15 protein-coding genes are annotated in these 19775 nt (G+C 39.1%); all 15 read left to right on the top strand.

The genetic code is table 11. From position 1 onward, the window contains the following. Nucleotides 1–21: 21 nt before the first annotated feature. The gene (gene nirB, locus E2K98_RS06110) at nt 22–2436 is read left to right on the top strand and encodes a nitrite reductase large subunit NirB (RefSeq protein ID WP_133333374.1); all 2415 of its coding nucleotides are present in this window, start codon (nt 22–24) and stop codon (nt 2434–2436) included. Between the two features lie 29 nt (nt 2437–2465). Further along, nucleotides 2466–2792 carry a nitrite reductase small subunit NirD gene (gene nirD, locus E2K98_RS06105; RefSeq protein WP_133333373.1) on the top strand — a complete coding sequence of 109 codons (327 nt, stop codon included), beginning with the start codon at nt 2466–2468 and terminating at the stop codon, nt 2790–2792. A 112-nt stretch (nt 2793–2904) separates the two neighbouring features. Next, nucleotides 2905–3678: a uroporphyrinogen-III C-methyltransferase gene (gene cobA, locus E2K98_RS06100; protein WP_133333372.1), complete on the top strand. Its 774-nt coding sequence runs from the start codon at nt 2905–2907 to the stop codon at nt 3676–3678. Nucleotides 3679–3815: 137 nt separating this feature from the next. Next, nucleotides 3816–4715, top strand: a complete 900-nt coding sequence (gene purU / locus E2K98_RS06095) for a formyltetrahydrofolate deformylase (protein WP_133333371.1) — start codon at nt 3816–3818, stop codon at nt 4713–4715. 223 nt (nt 4716–4938) lie between these two features. Then, nucleotides 4939–7662: a response regulator gene (locus tag E2K98_RS06090; protein WP_133333370.1), complete on the top strand. Its 2724-nt coding sequence runs from the start codon at nt 4939–4941 to the stop codon at nt 7660–7662. A 19-nt stretch (nt 7663–7681) separates the two neighbouring features. After that, a complete protein-coding gene (locus tag E2K98_RS06085; protein WP_133333369.1) occupies nt 7682–8524 on the top strand; it encodes a CheR family methyltransferase in 843 nt (280 codons plus the stop codon). A 28-nt stretch (nt 8525–8552) separates the two neighbouring features. Beyond that, nucleotides 8553–10511 carry a PAS domain S-box protein gene (locus E2K98_RS06080; protein ID WP_133333368.1) on the top strand — a complete coding sequence of 653 codons (1959 nt, stop codon included), beginning with the start codon at nt 8553–8555 and terminating at the stop codon, nt 10509–10511. A 41-nt stretch (nt 10512–10552) separates the two neighbouring features. After that, entirely contained in the window at nt 10553–11509 is a 957-nt protein-coding gene (locus E2K98_RS06075) for a sugar ABC transporter substrate-binding protein (protein ID WP_133333367.1), read from the top strand. Between the two features lie 289 nt (nt 11510–11798). Further along, nucleotides 11799–13046 carry a multidrug effflux MFS transporter gene (locus E2K98_RS06070; protein ID WP_133333756.1) on the top strand — a complete coding sequence of 416 codons (1248 nt, stop codon included), beginning with the start codon at nt 11799–11801 and terminating at the stop codon, nt 13044–13046. A gap of 262 nt (nt 13047–13308) precedes the next feature. Then, nucleotides 13309–14079: a 6-carboxyhexanoate--CoA ligase gene (bioW, locus tag E2K98_RS06065; protein ID WP_133333366.1), complete on the top strand. Its 771-nt coding sequence runs from the start codon at nt 13309–13311 to the stop codon at nt 14077–14079. Then, a complete protein-coding gene (gene bioA / locus E2K98_RS06060) occupies nt 14076–15422 on the top strand; it encodes an adenosylmethionine--8-amino-7-oxononanoate transaminase (protein ID WP_133333365.1) in 1347 nt (448 codons plus the stop codon). The genes bioW and bioA overlap by 4 nt, the downstream gene beginning before the upstream one ends. After that, nucleotides 15412–16581 carry an 8-amino-7-oxononanoate synthase gene (gene bioF / locus E2K98_RS06055; protein ID WP_133333364.1) on the top strand — a complete coding sequence of 390 codons (1170 nt, stop codon included), beginning with the start codon at nt 15412–15414 and terminating at the stop codon, nt 16579–16581. Before bioA ends, bioF begins: the two co-directional genes overlap by 11 nt. Further along, nucleotides 16581–17282 (top strand): dethiobiotin synthase, encoded by a 702-nt coding sequence (gene bioD, locus E2K98_RS06050; protein ID WP_133333755.1) that lies wholly within the window; start codon nt 16581–16583, stop codon nt 17280–17282. Before bioF ends, bioD begins: the two co-directional genes overlap by 1 nt. Next, nucleotides 17279–18286: a biotin synthase BioB gene (gene bioB, locus E2K98_RS06045; RefSeq protein ID WP_133333363.1), complete on the top strand. Its 1008-nt coding sequence runs from the start codon at nt 17279–17281 to the stop codon at nt 18284–18286. Before bioD ends, bioB begins: the two co-directional genes overlap by 4 nt. 65 nt (nt 18287–18351) lie before the next feature. After that, nucleotides 18352–19554, top strand: a complete 1203-nt coding sequence (locus E2K98_RS06040) for a cytochrome P450 (RefSeq protein ID WP_133333362.1) — start codon at nt 18352–18354, stop codon at nt 19552–19554. The last annotated feature ends 221 nt before the right edge of the window (nt 19555–19775 follow it).

The raw sequence follows: 19775 nt of genomic DNA, 5'->3' as shown, positions 1-19775 counted from the left end.
TTTCAAAGGGAGGAATATCTGGTGGAAAAGAAAAAGTTGATTCTCATTGGGAATGGCATGGCGGGAGTCAGAGCGATTGAAGAAATTTTAAAACTTTCAAAGGAAGCTTTTGAGGTTACTATCTTTGGGAGCGAACCGCATCCCAACTACAATAGAATTCTCCTTTCCAAGGTTTTACAAGGAGACACAGAAGTTAAGGATATTACATTAAATGACTGGGACTGGTATCGAGAAAACAATATTAAACTATTTACTGGAGAGACCGTAATCCAAATTGATTCAACCAAAAAAGTGGTGGTAACAGACTTAGGCCGAATTGTACCTTATGATGAGCTAATTATAGCAACAGGGTCAGTGCCCTTCATCCTTCCAATACCGGGGGTGGAGAAAGAAGGAGTTACGGCTTTTCGGGATATAAAAGATACCGAAGTAATGCTCGAAGCTTCAAAAAAATATAAAAAAGCGGCTGTAATCGGCGGAGGGTTATTAGGACTTGAGGCGGCAAGGGGGCTATTAAACTTAGGGATGGAGGTTTCTGTCATCCATCTTGCACCCTACTTAATGGAACGGCAACTCGATCATACAGCCGGCAAACTATTACAAACAGAGTTAGAAAAACAAGGGATGAAGTTTTTACTTGAGAAACAAACCCAAGAGATTTATGGGAATGAAAGGGTGGAAGGATTAAGGTTTAGTGATGGAACAGATATTGAAGTAGACTTAGTCGTAATGGCTGTTGGGATTAAGCCAAAAAGTGAATGGGCAAAGGAAAGTGGAATTCTTGTCAATCGCGGGATTGTGGTGAATGACTATCTGCAAACCAATACCCCTCATGTTTATGCAGTGGGCGAATGTGCTGAGCATAATGGAATGGTTTATGGTCTGGTATCCCCTTTGTATGAACAAGGAAAAGTATTAGCGAAAACCGTCTGTGGCATTGAAACCAATCCATATAAAGGCTCCATATTATCCACTCAACTGAAGGTTTCAGGTGTAGAAGTATTTTCTGCAGGGGACTTCATCGAGGGAGAAGGTAAAAAAGCAATCAAGGTCTTCGATGACCAGGATAATATTTACAAGAAAATCGTATTACGTGGAAATCAAATCGTTGGCGCTGTGTTGTTTGGTGATAGCAGCGAGGGGAATCGGTTGTTTTCCATGATTCAAAAGAAAGCAGATATCTCAGACACGGAAAAGGTAACGATTTTACAACCGTTGCATGAGGAAGCAGGCAGCAGTCTAGTCGCTGTTATGAACGATGATGAAATGATTTGCGGTTGTAACGGGGTAACAAAAGGAACGATTGTTCAAGCGATACAGCAGCAAGGCTGCACATCAGTGGATGCAATCAAAGCGTGTACGAGTGCTTCTAGATCCTGCGGGGGCTGTAAACCGCTTGTAGCTGATCTCTTGCAGCACACGCTCGGTTCCGCTTTTGTGGAAACAACTCAAAAAGAAGCCATCTGCGGTTGTACCACTTTATCAAGGGATGAAGTGGTGGAAGAAATAAGGGCTAAGGGGCTGTCAACGATTAAGGAAGTCATGTATGTCCTTGGTTGGAGTTCGGAGGAAGGCTGTTCCAAATGCCGCCCCGCATTAAACTACTATTTAGGAATGGTTCATCCAATTGAACATAGGGACGAAAGAGAATCGCGATTTGTGAATGAGCGGATGCATGCCAATATTCAAAAAGACGGGACCTACTCTGTTGTACCGCGTATGTATGGCGGTGTCACCAATTCAAGCGATTTACGCCGAATTGCTGATGTTGTTGATAAATATGAAATACCGCTCGTAAAATTAACCGGCGGCCAACGAATCGATTTATTGGGCATTAAAAAAGAGGTCTTACCAAAGGTTTGGGAGGATCTCGACATGCCATCTGGATTCGCCTATGGAAAATCACTACGAACAGTTAAGACTTGTGTCGGAGAACAATTTTGCCGATTTGGAACCCAGGATTCGATGGGGCTTGGTATTGTCTTGGAAAAGAAATTCGAAGGTCTGCAAACGCCTCATAAAGTAAAAATGGCTGTTTCTGCCTGTCCAAGAAGCTGCGCAGAGTCAGGTTTCAAGGATATAGGATTTATTGGAATCGACGGCGGATGGGAAATTTATGTTGGCGGAAACGGTGGAACCCATGTCCGCGGAGGGGATTTATTTTATAAAGTCAAAACCGACGAAGAGGTTGTCGAGATTACGGGTGCTTACTTGCAATATTACCGTGAAACAGCAAACTACTTGGAACGTACATCTGCTTGGATTGAACGTGTTGGTCTAACACATATCCGTTCGGTCCTTGACGATTTGCAGAAACGGAGGGAGCTGAATTTACGGATGGAGGAAGCATTGTCCGTCCTGCGTGATCCGTGGAAGGAAATAGCTGAGGATGAAAAGGTGAAGAAGCAATTGTTTGAGACACTAGTGATGTCTTAAAAATTACATGATAAAGGAGGAAATAGCTGATGGCTAGCAAAAGTGTGACAAAAATATCAATTGGTTCCATCCATGAGCTGAAAGAGCGGATTGGAAAAACGGTATGTATTGGGAAAAAAGAAGTGGCTGTATTTAAATTATCCAGTGGAACGGTTCGGGCAGTAGAGAACAGCTGTCCCCATAAAGGCGGAGTCTTAAGTGAGGGCATGGTGAGCGGAGAATTTGTTTTTTGTCCGATGCATGATTGGAAAATCTGTTTGGATGACGGGAAGGTTCAAAAGCCGGATAGAGGCTGTGTGACAACCTATCAAACATTGATTGAGAGTGATCAGGTTTATCTATTATTTGAAGAGTGATAGAAGAAACTGTCTTTTGACCAGTGGTTGAAAGGCAGTTTTCTTAAAAATATTACCGATCATTTTATGCAAGTTTGCAATAGTTACGGCTGGTTAGAAGGGGTGTGGAAAAATGAAACAAAAAAAGGGGAAAGTGTATCTAGTCGGTTCAGGTCCTGGCGACCCAGATTTAATTACTGTAAAAGCGACAAAATGCCTTCAACAGGCAGATGTTATTTTATACGACAGATTGGTGAATCCGGTACTTCTTGATTATGGAAGACACGAAGCAGAATTGATTTTTTGCGGAAAAGAGCCGGGAAACCATTGTGTCTCTCAGGACGCTATACATGAATTATTGGTGGAACAAGCGATGGAAGGGAAAACCGTTGTTCGGTTAAAAGGCGGTGACCCGTTTATTTTTGGCCGTGGCGGTGAAGAGGCAATGATACTTGCCGAATATGGAATTGAGTTTGAGGTAGTTCCCGGTATTACGTCTGGAATAGCGGCACCTGCTTATGCTGGAATACCAGTTACATATCGAGATATAAGTCAATCATTTGCCGTAGTAACAGGGCATTGTGTTAATGGGAAGCCGAAAAACATTCGTTGGGACTATTTAGCTCATGGTTTTGATACCCTTGCAATTTATATGGGAATCAAGAATCTTCCATATATATGTAGCCAATTGGAATTATACGGCAAGTTTCCGAACACTCCTGTAGCCGTCATCCAACAAGGAACAACAAGTGAACAACGAACGGTGATTGGAACACTTGAAACAATTGTAAATATAGTAGAAGAAAATCACATGACCAATCCTGCCATGATAATTATTGGAGAGGTGGTAAACTTGTCGGAAAAATTATCGTGGTTTCCTGAAAGAATTCGCATACCAACCGATTGAACAATTTTTTTCCAGAAAACATAAAACTGTTGCCCAAAAACTGTCCTCATAAGAAAGTAAGTATGAAAATTCTTAACATTAAACGCGGACTAAGGTATAATAATTTTCATTACTTAATAGGAAGGTTTTAAAACATCATGAATTCTAATTTCAAAGAACAAATTGAACAATTTAAACTGCGGAATCAAAACCGCGGGCGTTTACTTGTCAGCTGTCCCGACCAGCCGGGGATTGTTTCAACGATTTCTCAATTTTTATTTTCCCATAATGCCAATATCATTGAATCCAGTCAGTACTCAACCAATCCTGAGGGTGGAGTTTTTTTCATTCGCATTGAGTTCGAATGCCCCTTTTTAAAAGAAAAAGCAAACGAAATGAAAGAACAGTTCACAGAAATTGCTGAAAAGTTTTCAATGGAATGGACGTTAACACCAGTATTTAAGGTGAAAAAAGCAGCTATTTTTGTATCAAAAGAATTGCATTGTCTTTTGGAACTGTTATGGGAGTGGCAAAGCGGCGATTTGATGGCCGATATTGCTCTAGTCATCAGTAACCATGAAGCAGCAAGATATGTCGTTGAGGGGCTTAATATCCCATTCTATTATATTCCAGCTAATAAAGATATCCGTGAACAAGTAGAAAAAGAGCAGTTGCAGCTTCTTAAAGAACATGATGTGGATCTCATTGTTCTTGCGCGTTACATGCAAATTTTGACACCGAACTTTGTAGCAGCAAACCCGCATAAAATTATTAACATCCATCATTCATTCTTACCTGCTTTTATTGGGGCAAGACCGTATGAACGGGCATATGACCGCGGCGTTAAATTGATAGGGGCTACATCACACTATGTAACGAATGATTTGGACGAAGGTCCTATTATCGAACAAGATATAGCAAGAGTCGATCACCGTGACAATGTTGAATCCCTAAAGAAAATCGGCCGCACAATTGAACGAAGTGTATTAGCACGCGCTGTAAAATGGCATCTGGAAGACCGAATTATTGTACATCAAAATAAAACAATTGTTTTCTAAAACAACAACTCCCCAGGCCATTCGGCTTGGGGAGTTGTTTTTCATAAAAAACCTAGTATTGAAAGGTCTGTCCTCTTCTGATTCTCGCTTTTTTTCAAAAAAAATATTTTATCCTCGATAATAATGCAGTATGATAGATAAAGTTAAAGGCAATGATTTTTTTTGCTACTAATATTCAGTCTTTTTAGAAACTTAAAAATTTAAAAAAGGAATCTGGGATATTATGAAATTTAAAACAAAGCTTTATACGGGCACGGGGTCTTTACTGCTATTATTTTTTATCATCGCGTTAGTTTTAATGAACATGCTCGAACAAACAACCGTGAATTTAAACCTTGTAGTGAATGATTTAAATGAAAGAATCGAAATGGCTTCTGATATTAAATTTGAAACAACTAGAATTGGTTTAGAGCTTAGTTCTGCATTAACCGATCATCACCAGGAAATGAATAAAGCCGCAAAGAATGATTGGGAAGATTCACAAACCACTTTAGCCACAGCGCTGGATGCACTAAAAAAAAGGGACACCGACCAGAAAGCGCAAGAGCTAATGGAAAAGTTAAAAACATTGCATGATACCTACAATAATATGGGGCAGCAAGCTTTGGTTGAAAAAAAATTAAATAAAGATATTGAAATTCCAGATTCTTTTTGGAAGGATTCAGAACTGCTTCGGCAAAGAATGATGCAAATTGCCGATATTCTTTATCGCTTGCAATCACAAAAGTTGAAGGATGAACTGATCGGGTCTAAAGATACATATAATTGGGCAGTCACCGTGATTTACAGCTACCTTGCCATTGCCTTGGTTATTGGTATTGGTTTTACGTTTTGGATTATTAGAAGCATTACTAAAAACTTGAACAAAATCACCGATGTCATGAAAAGGGCAACCACAAGCAACTTTGACTCTTTACCACGAATTGATCATTCTGCAAAGGGTGAGTTAGGGGAAATTGCCGTTGCTTTTAATAAAATGGCAAATGAACTGGAGAAGCATAGTAAGCTTGAGAAACAATTTTTACTAGAAGCAGAAGAGCAAAGTTGGTTAAATACAAAAATTGCTGAAATCGCGACGATTTACCCCGAAATTGAAAATGTGGCGATGTTAGCAGAGCTATTAATAACGAAGCTTGTTCCAATGGTAGAGGCGAGTTTTGGGGTTTTTTATATAAAAGAAGTGGAAGAAGATCAATATTATTTAAAAAAGATTTCAAGTTATGCCTCCTTAGATAAGAATAAAGATTATATGCGTTTTCGTTTTGGAGAAGGGCTGGTTGGACAATGTGCACTTGAAAAGCGTCCGATTCTTTTAAGTCATGTCCCGGACAATTATATAAGAGTGGGGTCTGGAACAGGAGAAGCTTCACCGAAAAATATTATTATATTGCCGGTCCAGTTTGAAAATCATGTACTAGCAGTTATTGAAATTGCTTCCTTCACGTCCTTTAGTCCGTTGCAAGTAAAACTGCTCGAAGCAGTCAATAATAATATTGGCATCAAGATTAATAGTATTGTGAACCATATGAAGGTTGAAAAACTTTTACAGGAATCGCAGGCACTTACCGAGGAACTTCAAGCCCAATCAGAGGAACTGCAGTTACAGCAAGAAGAGTTACGGACAACAAATGAAAAACTCGAAGAGCAATATGAAGCCTCTGAGCAAAAAAATGTTGAAATCGAAAAGGTTCGGGAGGAGCTTGAAGAGAAAGCGCAGCAACTAGAGCTTAGCTCTCAATATAAATCTGAGTTTCTAGCAAATATGTCGCATGAGTTAAGGACACCACTGAATAGTTTGCTCATTTTAGCGCAAATCCTCTCTGAAAATGGGCAGGGAAACCTTACAGCTAAGCAACAAGAGTATATTCGGACCATCTACTCGTCTGGGAACGATTTACTTCATTTAATAAATGATATTCTGGATTTAGCAAAGGTAGAGTCAGGTAAATTAGATATTAATCTAAAAGAGGTTGAATTGCAGGAATTAGAGAAATTTATTCATCGCCAATTTTCTCCTGTCGCGATTCAAACAAATGTTGGCTTCACAACAGAATTAGAAGAAGGATTATCGGAGACGTTCTTGACAGATGAGCAGCGTTTGCAGCAAATCTTGAAGAATTTACTTTCTAATGCCTTTAAATTCACGGAGGTCGGCAATGTAACCTTACGAGTACAGAAGGTAATAAAAAATGCCAGTGGTCCACTAACCAATGGAAAAACAAAAAGGAAAACAATGCTTGCTTTCTCCGTTATCGATACGGGAATCGGAATTGAGGAAGACAAACAAGTCTCGATATTTGATGCCTTTATTCAAGAAGACGGAACGACCAGTCGTCAATATGGCGGTACCGGCTTAGGACTTTCGATTAGCCGGGAGATGGCCCATTTATTAGGTGGATTTATTGAGGTATCAAGTAAAAAAGGAAAAGGGAGCACTTTTACGTTATTTTTACCCTACAGCCAAAAAACAGTGGTTGAAAATACGGCAATGGATGAAGCAGCCGTAACGCTTTATGAGAATGAAACATTTGAAACTGTAGAGATTCAACCAAAACGGTGTGAGAATTCAATCTTGAATAATAAGAAAATTCTTATAGTGGATGATGATATACGCAATGTATATGCCCTTACCATTGCCCTTGAGGAGAATGGGATGGAAGTAATTGTAGCAGAAAACGGTCGGGAAGGAATTGAGGTATTAAAGAATAGCCCGGATACTGATCTTATTTTAATGGACATTATGATGCCGGAGATGGACGGGTTTGAGGCAATGCGGAAAATTCGGCAAACCTCAGAATTTAAAACCTTACCAATCATTGCCCTTACAGCAAAAGCGATGAAGCGGAGCAGAGAGGAATGTTTAGAGGCGGGGGCTACGGATTATATTAGTAAGCCAATTAATTTAGACCAACTTTTCTCGTTAATGCAGGTTTGGCTGTATCAATAGAAGGGATTGAAATAATACAATGAAAAATCCTCCAATTCTGCAATCAGAAGAGATTGAAAATATTGAAATTGAATTACTGCTTGAGGCTGTTTTTCGCTATTATGGATACGATTTTAGAAACTATGCGTTTCCTTTTATTCAAAGGAGAATTAGCCAACGTGTTAAAAAGGAGAACCTATCGAGTGTTTCGGCTCTTCAGGAAAAAGTCCTTCGTGACTCAGAGACGATGTTGAGTTTGTTTTTGGACTTTTCCATTAATGTGACGGAGATGTTTCGCGATCCTACATTTTTTAAGTCTTTTCGAACAAAAATTATCCCGATGATAAAGGATTATCCGGAAATACGAATTTGGCATGTTGGCTGCTCTTCCGGAGAAGAAGTTTATTCGATGGCGATTCTCTTGTATGAAGAAGGTATTTATGAAAAATCGAAAATTTACGCGACGGATTTAAACCATCTGATTCTCGAAAAAGCAAAGCAGGGAACTTTTCCATTAGATGTAATGAAACTATATACGAAAAACTACCTGGAAGCGGGTGGAAAGAGGGCATTTTCGGAATATTATAAGGCCACTGGCGATAAGGTTTTTTTTCATGCCTTTCTTAGAAAAAATGTATTTTTTGCCCAGCATAATCTGGTAACCGATCAATCCTTTAATGAGTTTGATATTATTATTTGCCGGAATGTACTCATCTATTTTAATAAAACGCTACAAAATGAGGTTCATAAATTATTATATAACAGCCTAAGCCATTCAGGCTTTCTCGGGCTGGGAAAAAGAGAGGGGATAAAGTTTACGAGTTATGAAAACTGTTACGAAGAATTCGACGGATCAGAAAGACTATTCCGAAAAAATAAGTAGTTTCCCAACAAATAAAGTGAACATATTAATGGTAGACGATCATCCAGAAAATCTTTTAGCGTTGGAAGCTGTACTGAATTCTCCCAATTATAATTTGGTAAGTGCTAACTCGGGAAAAGAAGCGTTAATTTGTATGCTAAAGCAGGATTTCGCGGTTATATTACTAGACGTACAAATGCCTGGACTAAATGGTTTTGAAACGGCTAAGCTGATTAAAGCCAGAGAAAAAACGAGACATATTCCCATTATATTCATTACGGCCATTAGTCAAGAAAAGGAACATGTACATCAAGGTTATGCCGCAGGGGCAATTGATTATGTTTTTAAACCATTTCATCCTGATACATTAAAACGGAAAATCGAACAATTTGTAAAAATTCATCAAAAACATGAAGAAAATATTCTTCAAACGAATCGCGAGCGGACAAATGAGCTGAAAGAAATCAATCGAAAATTGGATCGAACCACGTTAAATCTACGTCGAACTGAGGCACTGTCGAAAGTTATTGGAGAAACCATAGTCGATACGATTGTTACCTTTGATGAACAAGGTTCTGTTTTATCCGTGAATCCTGCTATAAAAAAAATGTTTGGTTATACAGCTGATGATATCATAGGGAAAAACGTTGCTGTCCTATTTCATAAATCTGATGACGATCTTGTCCGGTTATCTTTTTTAACCACTATAAAAAAATCAGTCGGTAGAGTGATTGAATCTGTAGGCATTAAGAAAGACCGGCGCCACTTTCATGCGGATATTCTCATTGGTGAAACATCCGTTGAAAATCACCAGATCTTTGTATGTACGATCCGTGATGTAACAGAAAGAAAGCAGATTGAGGAAGTTAAAAGATTGAAGTTCAATAATCTCGAATATATTGTCGAAAAACGAACAGAGGAACTAATTAAGGCAAACGAAAAGCTTCAATCCGAAATTGAGGAACGGAAAAAAATTGCTGACCATTTATTCCAATCACAAGAAAGATTTCGGAAAATATTTGCTGCTAGTCCAAGTTTAATGGCGATTTTCTCCAAAAGAGATTTTACGATTATTGAGGTAAATACCAGTTGGTTAAGTTATACAGGCTATTCTCTTGAAGAGATTAAACAACAAAAAATAAATTTGAACAATTTTATTGAGGAAGCTACGGGGAACCCAATTCAGATTGATTATAAGATTCGCAATAAGAAAATAAATTATCGGACGAAAACCGGCGATCTACGCGATGGATTATTATCAACTGAAATGATAGATGTGTATCCTGAGCCATGTATTTTGATTGTATTAAACGATATCTCTGAGAGGGTACTTCTGGAAAAAGAGATGTCCCGATTAGATCGGTTAAATTTAATTGGGGAGATGGCTGCCGGGATTGCCCATGAAATTCGGAATCCGATGACGACGGTTCAAGGATTTTTACAAATATCAAGAAATAATAAAGACCCTTTAGCACCTGATATTATCGATATCATGTTAGAAGAATTAACGAGAGCTAATTCCATCATCACGGAATTTCTTAACCTAGCGAAAAATAAGGTTAGTGTAAAGAAAAAACAAAGTTTGAATGCGATTTTAAAAGCTATTTTTCCACTAATTCAAGCGGAAGCAATGCGTTCTAGTAAACAGGTAAAACTGGATTTACATGATTGTCCAGATATTTTCCTTGATCATAAAGAAATTCGCCAGCTGATCTTAAATATTTCATTAAATGGATTTGATGCGATGTCGTCAAATGGGCAGCTTACGATAAAAACCTATACCGATCAACAGGCCGTTTTTTTGGAAATAAAGGATCAAGGTCATGGAATCAACCCGGAAGTTTTGCAAAAATTAGGGACACCTTTCTTTACTACAAAGGAAAAGGGAACAGGCCTGGGTTTAGCCATCTGTTATAGTGTGGCCAAACGCCACCATGCTGAAATTGATATTAAAACCGGGAATGAAGGAACTACGTTCTCGATTCGTTTTCAATTAAATTCCTTTTAAACTACCCATAGTTTTTAAAACAGAAAAGAGGGAAGGATTTTGTGTTTAAAAAAGGAAAAGTAGTTATTCTGATGATTGTTATAATTTCCGTCATACTAGTTGGACTAATCTATAAATCATATAATAAACCGAAAGTGGTTGTAGTGTTAAAAAATTTAGACACACAATATTTTGAAATAGTGAAATCAGGTGTCGAACAAGGATTTAAAGACTTTGGTATTAATGGGGAAGTAGTCGGAACGGATAAGGAATCAGTTGAAGAACAGGCCCGGATATTAAAGAAACTCTATCAAGAAAAACCTGATGTTTTAATTGTCTCGCCAATTAGTTCTTCTGTTATTCCGATATTGGATAAGTTTACGAAAAAAAAGCATATTCCTGTTCTTTTGATGGATCAAAATAATCCATGGCCGAATAAAACGGCGTATGTTGGTTCTGACAACGTTGATTTAGGCAAGAAGGCAGGTTCATTATTGAGCTCTGAGCTGCATCCGGGCAATAAAGTAGCGATTATCGCTGGAAATCTATCAGTCCCAGTTTTTAAAGATAGGATAACGGGGGCTAAAATTGCCTTAAAAAATTCAGGAATGATTGTGGCAGCGGAAAAAGCGGGCGTTCCAGATGATTTAAAGATGGTTAGAAAAGAAGTGAATCAGATTTTGATAGAAAATCCTAATCTTAAAGGATTCATTGCTACACATGATAATCTTGCTTATCGGATTATAAAGGTCCTTAAGGAAGAGGACCGGGTAATGCCGGTTATTGGAGCAGATGGAATTCCTAATATGGTGAAATATATCAAGGATGGAACCATTTCTGCAACAGTCGCTCAAAATCCCTTTGATATGGGCCATTTAGCTGTTGAAACAGCCCTAAAAGTCATAAAGGGAGAGCATGTAAAGAAAATAGTTGATACAGGTGTTGATATCATCATTAAAGAAAATGCGCAGGAAAGATTAGACTTTTATAAAGAAAAGGTTCATTTTGGTACGAAATAGACGAAAGAATCTAATTCCTTCTCAAAAAAGATAAAACGATATTTAAAGAAATCCACCAGCCGTGATTGGTTGAGGGATTTAATTTTTAGCGTGAACGAATAAACCGTCATCTTCAAGCCATTCTGCTAAAAACACATTATATTATAAGTGTTTTTCTTATCAATTTTTTGGAAATTTGCTAACATATGTTAGTAAGATCATTTCTTTTAGGGATTCGAAAAAAAAGAAATGAATTGGTAATGGTATGGCTTTTTATAAACTGAAATGACGGAAGGAATGATTGATCAATATGGCAGATTATTCAATGAATAATCAGGAGGGACTTTCCCGCTCTAAGAGGGTATGGATGGCAATTGTACTTGGTTCGCTGGCTGCATTTGGTCCGTTATCCATTGATATGTATTTACCTGCTTTACCTAATATTGCAAAGGATTTTGAATCAAATCCATCTTTCGTACAGCTTAGCTTAAGCTTTTTCGTAATTGGTCTAGCTTCCGGTCAGCTGTTCGCCGGACCAATCAGTGATGTAAGCGGACGGCGTAAACCCCTTTTAATTGGTTTAATTACCTATTTTATCGCGTCCTTTTTATGTGTATTTAGCCCATCCATTTGGGGATTAATTATCTTGCGGTTGGTCCAAGGCTTGGCGGGTTCGGCGGGAATTGTGATTTCAAGGGCGATTGTCCGTGATTTATACTCCGGCAGTGAATTAACAAAGTTTTTTGCGCTCCTTGCGTTGGTCAATGGCCTCGCCCCAATTCTGGCTCCAGTGGTAGGGGGCCAATTGTTAAAATTCGTTCCATGGCAGGGAGTATTTATTGTTTTAAGTGGTATCGGCATTGTGATGTTTTTTGTTGTACTTTTTGGTTTACCGGAAACTCTTCCTCATGAAAAGCGTTCTGCCGGAGGTGTTAAAAATACATATAACACCTTTCTAAGGATAATTTTAGATCGTCGATTTATGGGCTATGCATTAGCACAGGGTTTGGTTTTTGCAGCCATGTTTGCCTATATTTCGGGATCTCCTTTTGTAGTGCAAAATATTTATGGCGCTTCACCGCAAATGTTCAGTCTTATTTTCGCAATTAATGCGGTGGGAATCATGATCAATAGTCAGACGGCCGGGAGATTGGCAGGACGAATTCATGAATCAAAACTGCTGGTATTTGGTTTGGGGACATCATCAATAGGAGGAATTGTTTTACTCCTTTTAATACTGGCACATGCAAAATTGATTTTCATTTTAATTCCATTATTTTTCGTTGTATCGAGTGTCGGCATGGTAAATACCGCAGGATTTTCACTAGCAATGCAATCACAAGGTAATAATGCTGGCAGTGCATCTGCATTGCTAGGGGTCATGTCGCTGGCATTTGGTGGAATTGTCGCACCGCTCGTCGGAATTGGCGGAGGACATTCAGCAATTCCTATGGGAATTGTCATCGTATTTGCCGGTTGCGGAGCAGTACTTTCATATGTATTGCTTGTAAAAAGGAAGCCGGAAAAAAACAACAAGCACTATATATATAAAGCATAGTTAAAAAAATTTAATACCTGATAAAAAACTGTACAGGATGGTGTCTGTACGGTTTTTTTGTGCCTTACTAGATGAGGTACTGCTTCCTATATAAAATCAATTCCTTTTAGCACTCTTTTTTTCTTGTGGAACATTTTTGTGGAACAAGAAAAATCGGGTGGTGCCAGGCACCCTATTGACAAATTTGATGGATGATTTTAACATTTAATATGTTAACTTAATATTTTACTTGGTTAACATATTGATTTGGGAGGAAGAGATTTTGAGTGAGGAGGGCTTTTATAGTGTTAGAATGAGAGCTTCTGAGAATGGGGCCCATAAGCAGGGGGGCAAGCATATTTCCGGCGGCGAACTTATTTCTACCTATGGCAATTTGAAAAATGCAGTTAATGTCCTGCTTGAAAAAGCATTAACACATTCAAGAGGCATCCCTGATTTTATGCAGATTCAGCTTGAATTAATAGATCAACCAATAACAAAACTAAAGCCATTACCGATTGGAACAAATGAAGTGGAATCAGTAAAAGAAGGGCATTCAATCGCACAAAACCTTTTAGAGATAGCCGGGGTTCCCCGAAACTGTATTGAAAGAGCATTTGAGCAAATTACGGAAAATTCCGGGCTTAGAGGGGCCATTTTGTTTGATATCCGTTCTAGTGAACGAATCGATAATCGAAACGAAAAAGGAATTCGGGTTTCGCGAATGGACTGGTCTACCTCGAATTTTGACAAATGGGCAGTTTACCATAAAATCACGCGAAGTCAAAGGGTAAAGGAGGCACTTGTACTTGCAACAAAAGTAAGTCAGCATCCAGCTACAATCGCAGAATTATGTTGGTCCGATGATCCGGAATATATTTCAGGATATGTTGCCAGCAAAAATCTTGGCTACCAGCGAATTACGAGATTAAAAGAGTTTGGTGATGAACGCGGCTGCCGCATCTTTTTTATAGATGGTTTAAGTGATCTTCATGCTTACATAACATACTTAGAAAAACAGCCAATATTCGTTGAATGGGAGGAAGAAAAATGACACACGACTTAATTGAAAAAAGTAAAAAGTACCTTTGGTTACCGTTCACTCAAATGAAAGATTACGATAAAAATCCAATTATCATTGAAAGCGGCCAAGGCATAAAAGTAAAAGACACAGATGGAAAGGAATATTATGATGGATTTTCTGCTCTTTGGCTAAATGTCCATGGTCATCGAAAAAAAGAATTAGATGAAGCCATTAAAAAACAACTTGATAAAATTGCTCACTCAACTCTTTTAGGAATGACCAATGTCCCGGCAACAGAACTGGCAGAAAAACTAATCGAAATAAGTCCCGAAAAACTGACTCGTGTTTTTTATTCCGATAGTGGTGCAGAAGCGATGGAAATTGCACTCAAGATGGCCTTTCAATACTGGATGAATATCGGACGGCCGGAGAAGCAAAAATTTATCGCGATGCACAATGGTTATCATGGAGATACAATTGGCGCGGTAAGTGTTGGTTCGATCGATCTATACCATCAAGTGTACGGCCCGCTCATTTTTGAAAGCTATAAAGCTCCGATTCCAGTTGTTTATCATTCTGAAAGCGGAGATCCAGCGCAATGCCGCGATAAATGTTTACATATACTTGAACAATTGCTGATTGAAAAACATCAAGAAATCGCTGCACTTTCAATCGAATCAATGGTTCAGGGAGCCGGCGGAATGATTGTGATGCCAGAGGGATTTTTGTCAGGTGTTCGTCGCCTCTGCACAAAATATAATGTCCTAATGATTGTCGATGAAGTTGCTACCGGATTTGGCCGTACGGGGAAAATGTTTGCTTGTGAGCATGAAGGGGTTCAGCCTGATTTAATGGCAGTCGGGAAAGGAATTACAGGGGGCTACCTGCCAATTGCAGCAACCTTGACAACAGAGGAAATTTACCAAGCCTTTTATGATGACTACGATAAATTAAAAACCTTATTCCATGGTCATTCTTATACAGGTAACCAGCTGGGATGTGCAGTTGCACTTGAAAATATCCGTATATTTGAAAAAGAAAACCTTGTAGAAAATGTATCTGAAAAGGCAGAGTATCTCCATAAATTACTTGAGGAGCTGAAATTGCTCCCTTACGTTGGCGACATCCGCCAGCTCGGGTTTATGTGTGGGATTGAGCTTGTTTTTTCAAAGGAAACGAAGGAGCCTTTCCCGAAGGAAAAACGGATCGGCTATCAAGCTACCCTGAAGATGAGAGAGCTCGGTATGCTGACGAGACCTTTGGGCGATACTATCGTCTTTATGCCGCCGCATGTAAGCACAATTGAAGAATTGAAGGAAATGGTAGTGATTATGAAAGAAGCGATTATTGAGGTGACGAACGTTGGAGTTTGATGAATGGCTAAGTGTACGAATTGATCAAACGAAAGCGGCCGGTTTACATCGGAAACTGCGAACAATGAATACAGCTCCACTGCCAAAAATGTTAATTGATGGTAAGGAGCAGATTGTATTTTCCTCTAATAATTATCTAGGGCTCGCGTATAATTGTCATTTGGTTTATGCTGCCGAAACGATTCTCCACGAATTTGGCGTAGGCAGCAGCGGCTCTAGATTAACAACCGGTCATACCGAATGGCATCGAAGGCTGGAAGAAAAAATTGCTCAATTTAAGCAAACAGAAGCTGCCTTACTTTTTTCAAGCGGCTTTTTAGCGAATGTCGGCGTGTTATCTTCTCTCCCAGAAAATGGAGATGTCATTTTAAGTGATCAATTAAATCATGCCAGTATTATCGATGGCTGCCGACTTTCCAAGGCCTCAACTGTTGTCTATAAACATATCGATATGGATAATCTTGAAGAAAAATTGAAAGAGACATCTAACTTTAAACGGCGTTTTATCGTAACCGATGGTGTTTTCAGTATGGATGGAACGATCGCCCCGCTTAAATATATTATCTCCCTTGCGAAACGGTATCATGCCTACGTAATTGTTGATGATGCCCATGCAACAGGTGTTTTGGGAGAAAAAGGCAGGGGTACAAGTGAATATTTCGGTGTCCATCCCGATGTTGTAATTGGAACTTTAAGTAAGGCCGTTGGAACGGATGGCGGGTTTGTTGCGGGTTCTCAGATACTAATTGACTTTTTGCTCAACCATGCAAGAACTTTCATTTTTCAAACCGCTATGCCGCCGGCCATTTGTGCCGCTTCCTATGCCGCACTCGAAATCATCGGGGAAAGTGATGAAAAGCGGAGGCAGTTGTTTTCGAATGTAAAAAGACTAAAAACGAATTTAGCAGAAATGGGATATGTCGTGAAGGGGCATCTGACCCCGATTATTCCTGTCATCATCGGAGATCCGAAAAAGGCGGTTATTTTTGCTGAAAAGCTTCAGGAAAAAGGAATATTTGCTCCTGCAATCCGTCCGCCTACGGTACCGGTTGGGGAAAGTAGGATTCGCCTTACTGTCACATCCGACCATTCTTCGAATGAAATTGATTACTTACTTAAATGCTTTTATTGCATTGGAAAGGAGCTGAATATGATTTGATCAGCGGTATTTTTATTACAGGAACAGATACGGATGTTGGGAAAACAATTATATCAAGCGGAATCGCAGCAGTACTTAAAGAGCAGCAAATAGATATTGGGGTATTTAAGCCATTGCTTAGCGGCATTACGCGTGAGGATCCAAGAAGCGATACAAGTCTTTTAAAACAATTGTCCAAAACGTCATTATCTTACGAAGAAATTACGCCTTTTGTATTTAAGGAACCACTTGCACCATACGTTGCAGCCAAGCTCGAAGGTAAAAGCGTAAGGATGGAAGAGGTTTTAAGTCACTGGGAAAAGATTAAAGAAAAACACGAATTTTTTATTGTCGAAGGGGCTGGCGGGATTTCGGTCCCATTGGGAGAACAGTTTTTAGTAAGTGACTTAATAAAGGAGTTAGAACTGCCGATTGTAATTGTTGCCCGGCCTAATCTTGGGACCGTCAACCATATTTTTCTAACGGTTCAATATGCAAAAAGTCTGGGACTTACGATCACCGGGATTGTTTTGAATGGAATTAGTGAACAACCTAGTCTTGCTGAAAAAACAAATCCTAAATTAATTGAAGAGTTATGCGGTGTACCTATTTTAGGAATTACTCCTAAACTGAGAGATTTAACATTAGAAAACATGAAAAATATGGTAAAAGAACACATTGATGTGACATTACTTTTACAGGAAAAGGAGTTAATAATATGAATAAATGGATGGAGCTTGCGGATCAGGTATTAAAGGGTAAGGAAGTAACGAATGAGGAGGCTCTTTCAATTTTAGAATGTCCGGATGAGGATGTTTTGTTGCTCATGCATGCGGCATTTCAAATTAGGAAACGTTATTTCGGGAATAAAGTAAAGCTGAATATGATCATGAATACTAAATCAGGTTTATGCCCTGAAAATTGTGGTTATTGTTCACAATCTTCCATTTCAACCGCGCCGATTAATACATATAGAATGGTAGATAAGGATACAATCATTGAAGGCGCAAAGCGTGCCTATGATTTAAACGTGGGAACATACTGTATTGTGGCAAGTGGCCGGGGGCCATCCAATAAAGAGATTGATCATGTAGTCGAAGCGGTTAAGGAAATTAAAGATTCATACGGTTTAAAAGTCTGTGCCTGCCTTGGTCTGTTGAAGCCTGAACAAGCTAATCGTCTGAAGGAAGCCGGGGTAGACCGTTACAACCATAATATCAATACATCTGCAAACAATCATGCCAACATTACTACTTCTCATACCTATGATGACCGTGTCAATACCGTTGAGATGGTAAAAGAATCCGGGATGTCGCCGTGTTCAGGGGTTATAGTTGGCATGCGGGAAACGAAGCAGGATGTCGCCGATATGGCCTATAGCTTAAAGGCTCTTGATGCGGATTCAATTCCAGTTAATTTCTTACATGCGATTGATGGTACTCCACTGCAAGGTGTAAAGGAATTAAAACCGCTTTATTGTTTAAAAGTGCTCGCACTTTTCCGTTTTATCAATCCAACGAAGGAGATTCGAATCTCAGGAGGACGTGAAGTCAACCTTCGTTCTTTACAGCCGTTAGGGTTCTATGCAGCCAACTCAATTTTTATTGGCGATTATTTAACGACAGCAGGGCAAGAGGAGAATGAGGATTATAAAATGTTACAGGATTTAGGATTTGAGATTGAATCAGTGGAAGAAATGAAGGCAAGCTTGGCGGCAGAAAAATAGAAAGGATAAAAGTCTTACAGAAATTCATTCTGTAAGACTTTTATCCATATAGGAAGGGGACCGAAATGAAAACGATTCTTAAACAAACGATACCAGCTAGCCCACTTGATTTTTTTCATAATCCGTATCCACTTTATGATAGGTTTCGATCTATTCATCCAATCCATTGGGGAAATCTATTGAAGCAGCCGGGATGGTATGTAACAGGATATGAAGAAGCAAAAATGATTCTGAAAGATACCCGCTTTATAAATCGCATCCCGCTGCCCTTGGCATCAAAAAAATATGACGAATTAAAAAATATCCAAAACGATATGATGCTATTTAAAAATCAACCAGATCATAAACGGTTACGTTTCCTGGTAAGTAATGTATTCACACCAAAAACGGTTGATCAACTTCGTCCTTATATCGAACAAACGGTCAACGAATTACTAGTGTCGTTTCAAAATAAAAAAACCATGGATATTGTATCCGATTTTTCGTTTCCATTAGCAAGTCAGATTATCGCGAAAATTTTGGGAGTACCGCGAGAAGATCGATATCGATTTAGGGAATGGGCATCAAGCTTAATTCAAACCATCGATTTTACACGATCGAGAAAGGTGTTAGACAATGGGAATGCAGAGATGTTAATCATTAGGAATTATTTTAAAGAGCTGATTATGAAACGGAAAGTAAGACCTGAACAGGACCTAATCAGCTTGTTAATAAAAGAGGAGCAGCAAGGTGACAGGCTAACGGACGATGAATTATTGGCAGCCTGCATTTTACTTGTGATTGCCGGTCATGAGACTACCGTTAATTTGATCAGCAATTCCATGCTCGTTTTATTGAAACATCCCCAACAAATGATGGAGTTAAAGGAAAACCCCTTGCTAATGGAAAGGGCGGTTGAGGAATTTTTGCGCTATGAAAGTCCAACACAGATGACCGCTCGGGTTGCGTCAGAGGATATCGAGATCAAGAAGAAAAAGATTAATAAAGGCGACCAGGTTTATATTCTTTTGGGTGCTGCCAATCGAGATCCAAAGCAATTCCATGAACCATATTTACTGGATATCAAAAGGGAGCCGAATCAGCATCTTGCCTTTGGGTATGGTTCACATTTTTGTTTAGGTGCTCCTTTGGCACGGTTAGAGGCACAAATTGCACTTCAATCGCTCTCAGCTTGGAAGGATAACCTTCAATTATCTGATCCTGAAGTGCAATGGAGAAAACTGATTGGGTTTCGATCGTTAAAGGAACTGAATATTACATTCGATTAAGTTGATGGCAGCAGAAGGTCATAATCTACGTAAATTGATAGAAAACATCTTTCCAACGCCTGTGCAAGGATAAAATCTAAAAAAATAAATGAAAAATGTCCCTCCAGCCGTGGAGGGACAAAATTCAAAGCGAAAAGTAAAATAATGACTCTCCAGTGTTGCCGGTAGGACAAAGCCATGAAAAATCATGAAAATGTCTTATCGGACCTCCCGGAGGAAAA

The organism is Bacillus salipaludis (assembly GCF_004358205.1).
Note: the sequence above shows the minus strand (reverse complement) of the source record. Positions and strands in the feature narration are given on the sequence as shown.

Excerpts from the sequence above, each read along its gene's own strand:
- nirD (WP_133333373.1), top strand. The coding sequence starts at position 2,466 with ATGGCTAGCAAAAGTGTGACAAAAATATCAATTGGTTCCATCCATGAG.
- cobA (WP_133333372.1), top strand. The coding sequence starts at position 2,905 with ATGAAACAAAAAAAGGGGAAAGTGTATCTAGTCGGTTCAGGTCCTGGC.
- purU (WP_133333371.1), top strand. The coding sequence starts at position 3,816 with ATGAATTCTAATTTCAAAGAACAAATTGAACAATTTAAACTGCGGAAT.
- E2K98_RS06090 (WP_133333370.1), top strand. The coding sequence starts at position 4,939 with ATGAAATTTAAAACAAAGCTTTATACGGGCACGGGGTCTTTACTGCTA.
- E2K98_RS06085 (WP_133333369.1), top strand. The coding sequence starts at position 7,682 with ATGAAAAATCCTCCAATTCTGCAATCAGAAGAGATTGAAAATATTGAA.
- E2K98_RS06080 (WP_133333368.1), top strand. The coding sequence starts at position 8,553 with ATGGTAGACGATCATCCAGAAAATCTTTTAGCGTTGGAAGCTGTACTG.
- E2K98_RS06070 (WP_133333756.1), top strand. The coding sequence starts at position 11,799 with ATGGCAGATTATTCAATGAATAATCAGGAGGGACTTTCCCGCTCTAAG.
- bioA (WP_133333365.1), top strand. The coding sequence starts at position 14,076 with ATGACACACGACTTAATTGAAAAAAGTAAAAAGTACCTTTGGTTACCG.
- bioB (WP_133333363.1), top strand. The coding sequence starts at position 17,279 with ATGAATAAATGGATGGAGCTTGCGGATCAGGTATTAAAGGGTAAGGAA.
- E2K98_RS06040 (WP_133333362.1), top strand. The coding sequence starts at position 18,352 with ATGAAAACGATTCTTAAACAAACGATACCAGCTAGCCCACTTGATTTT.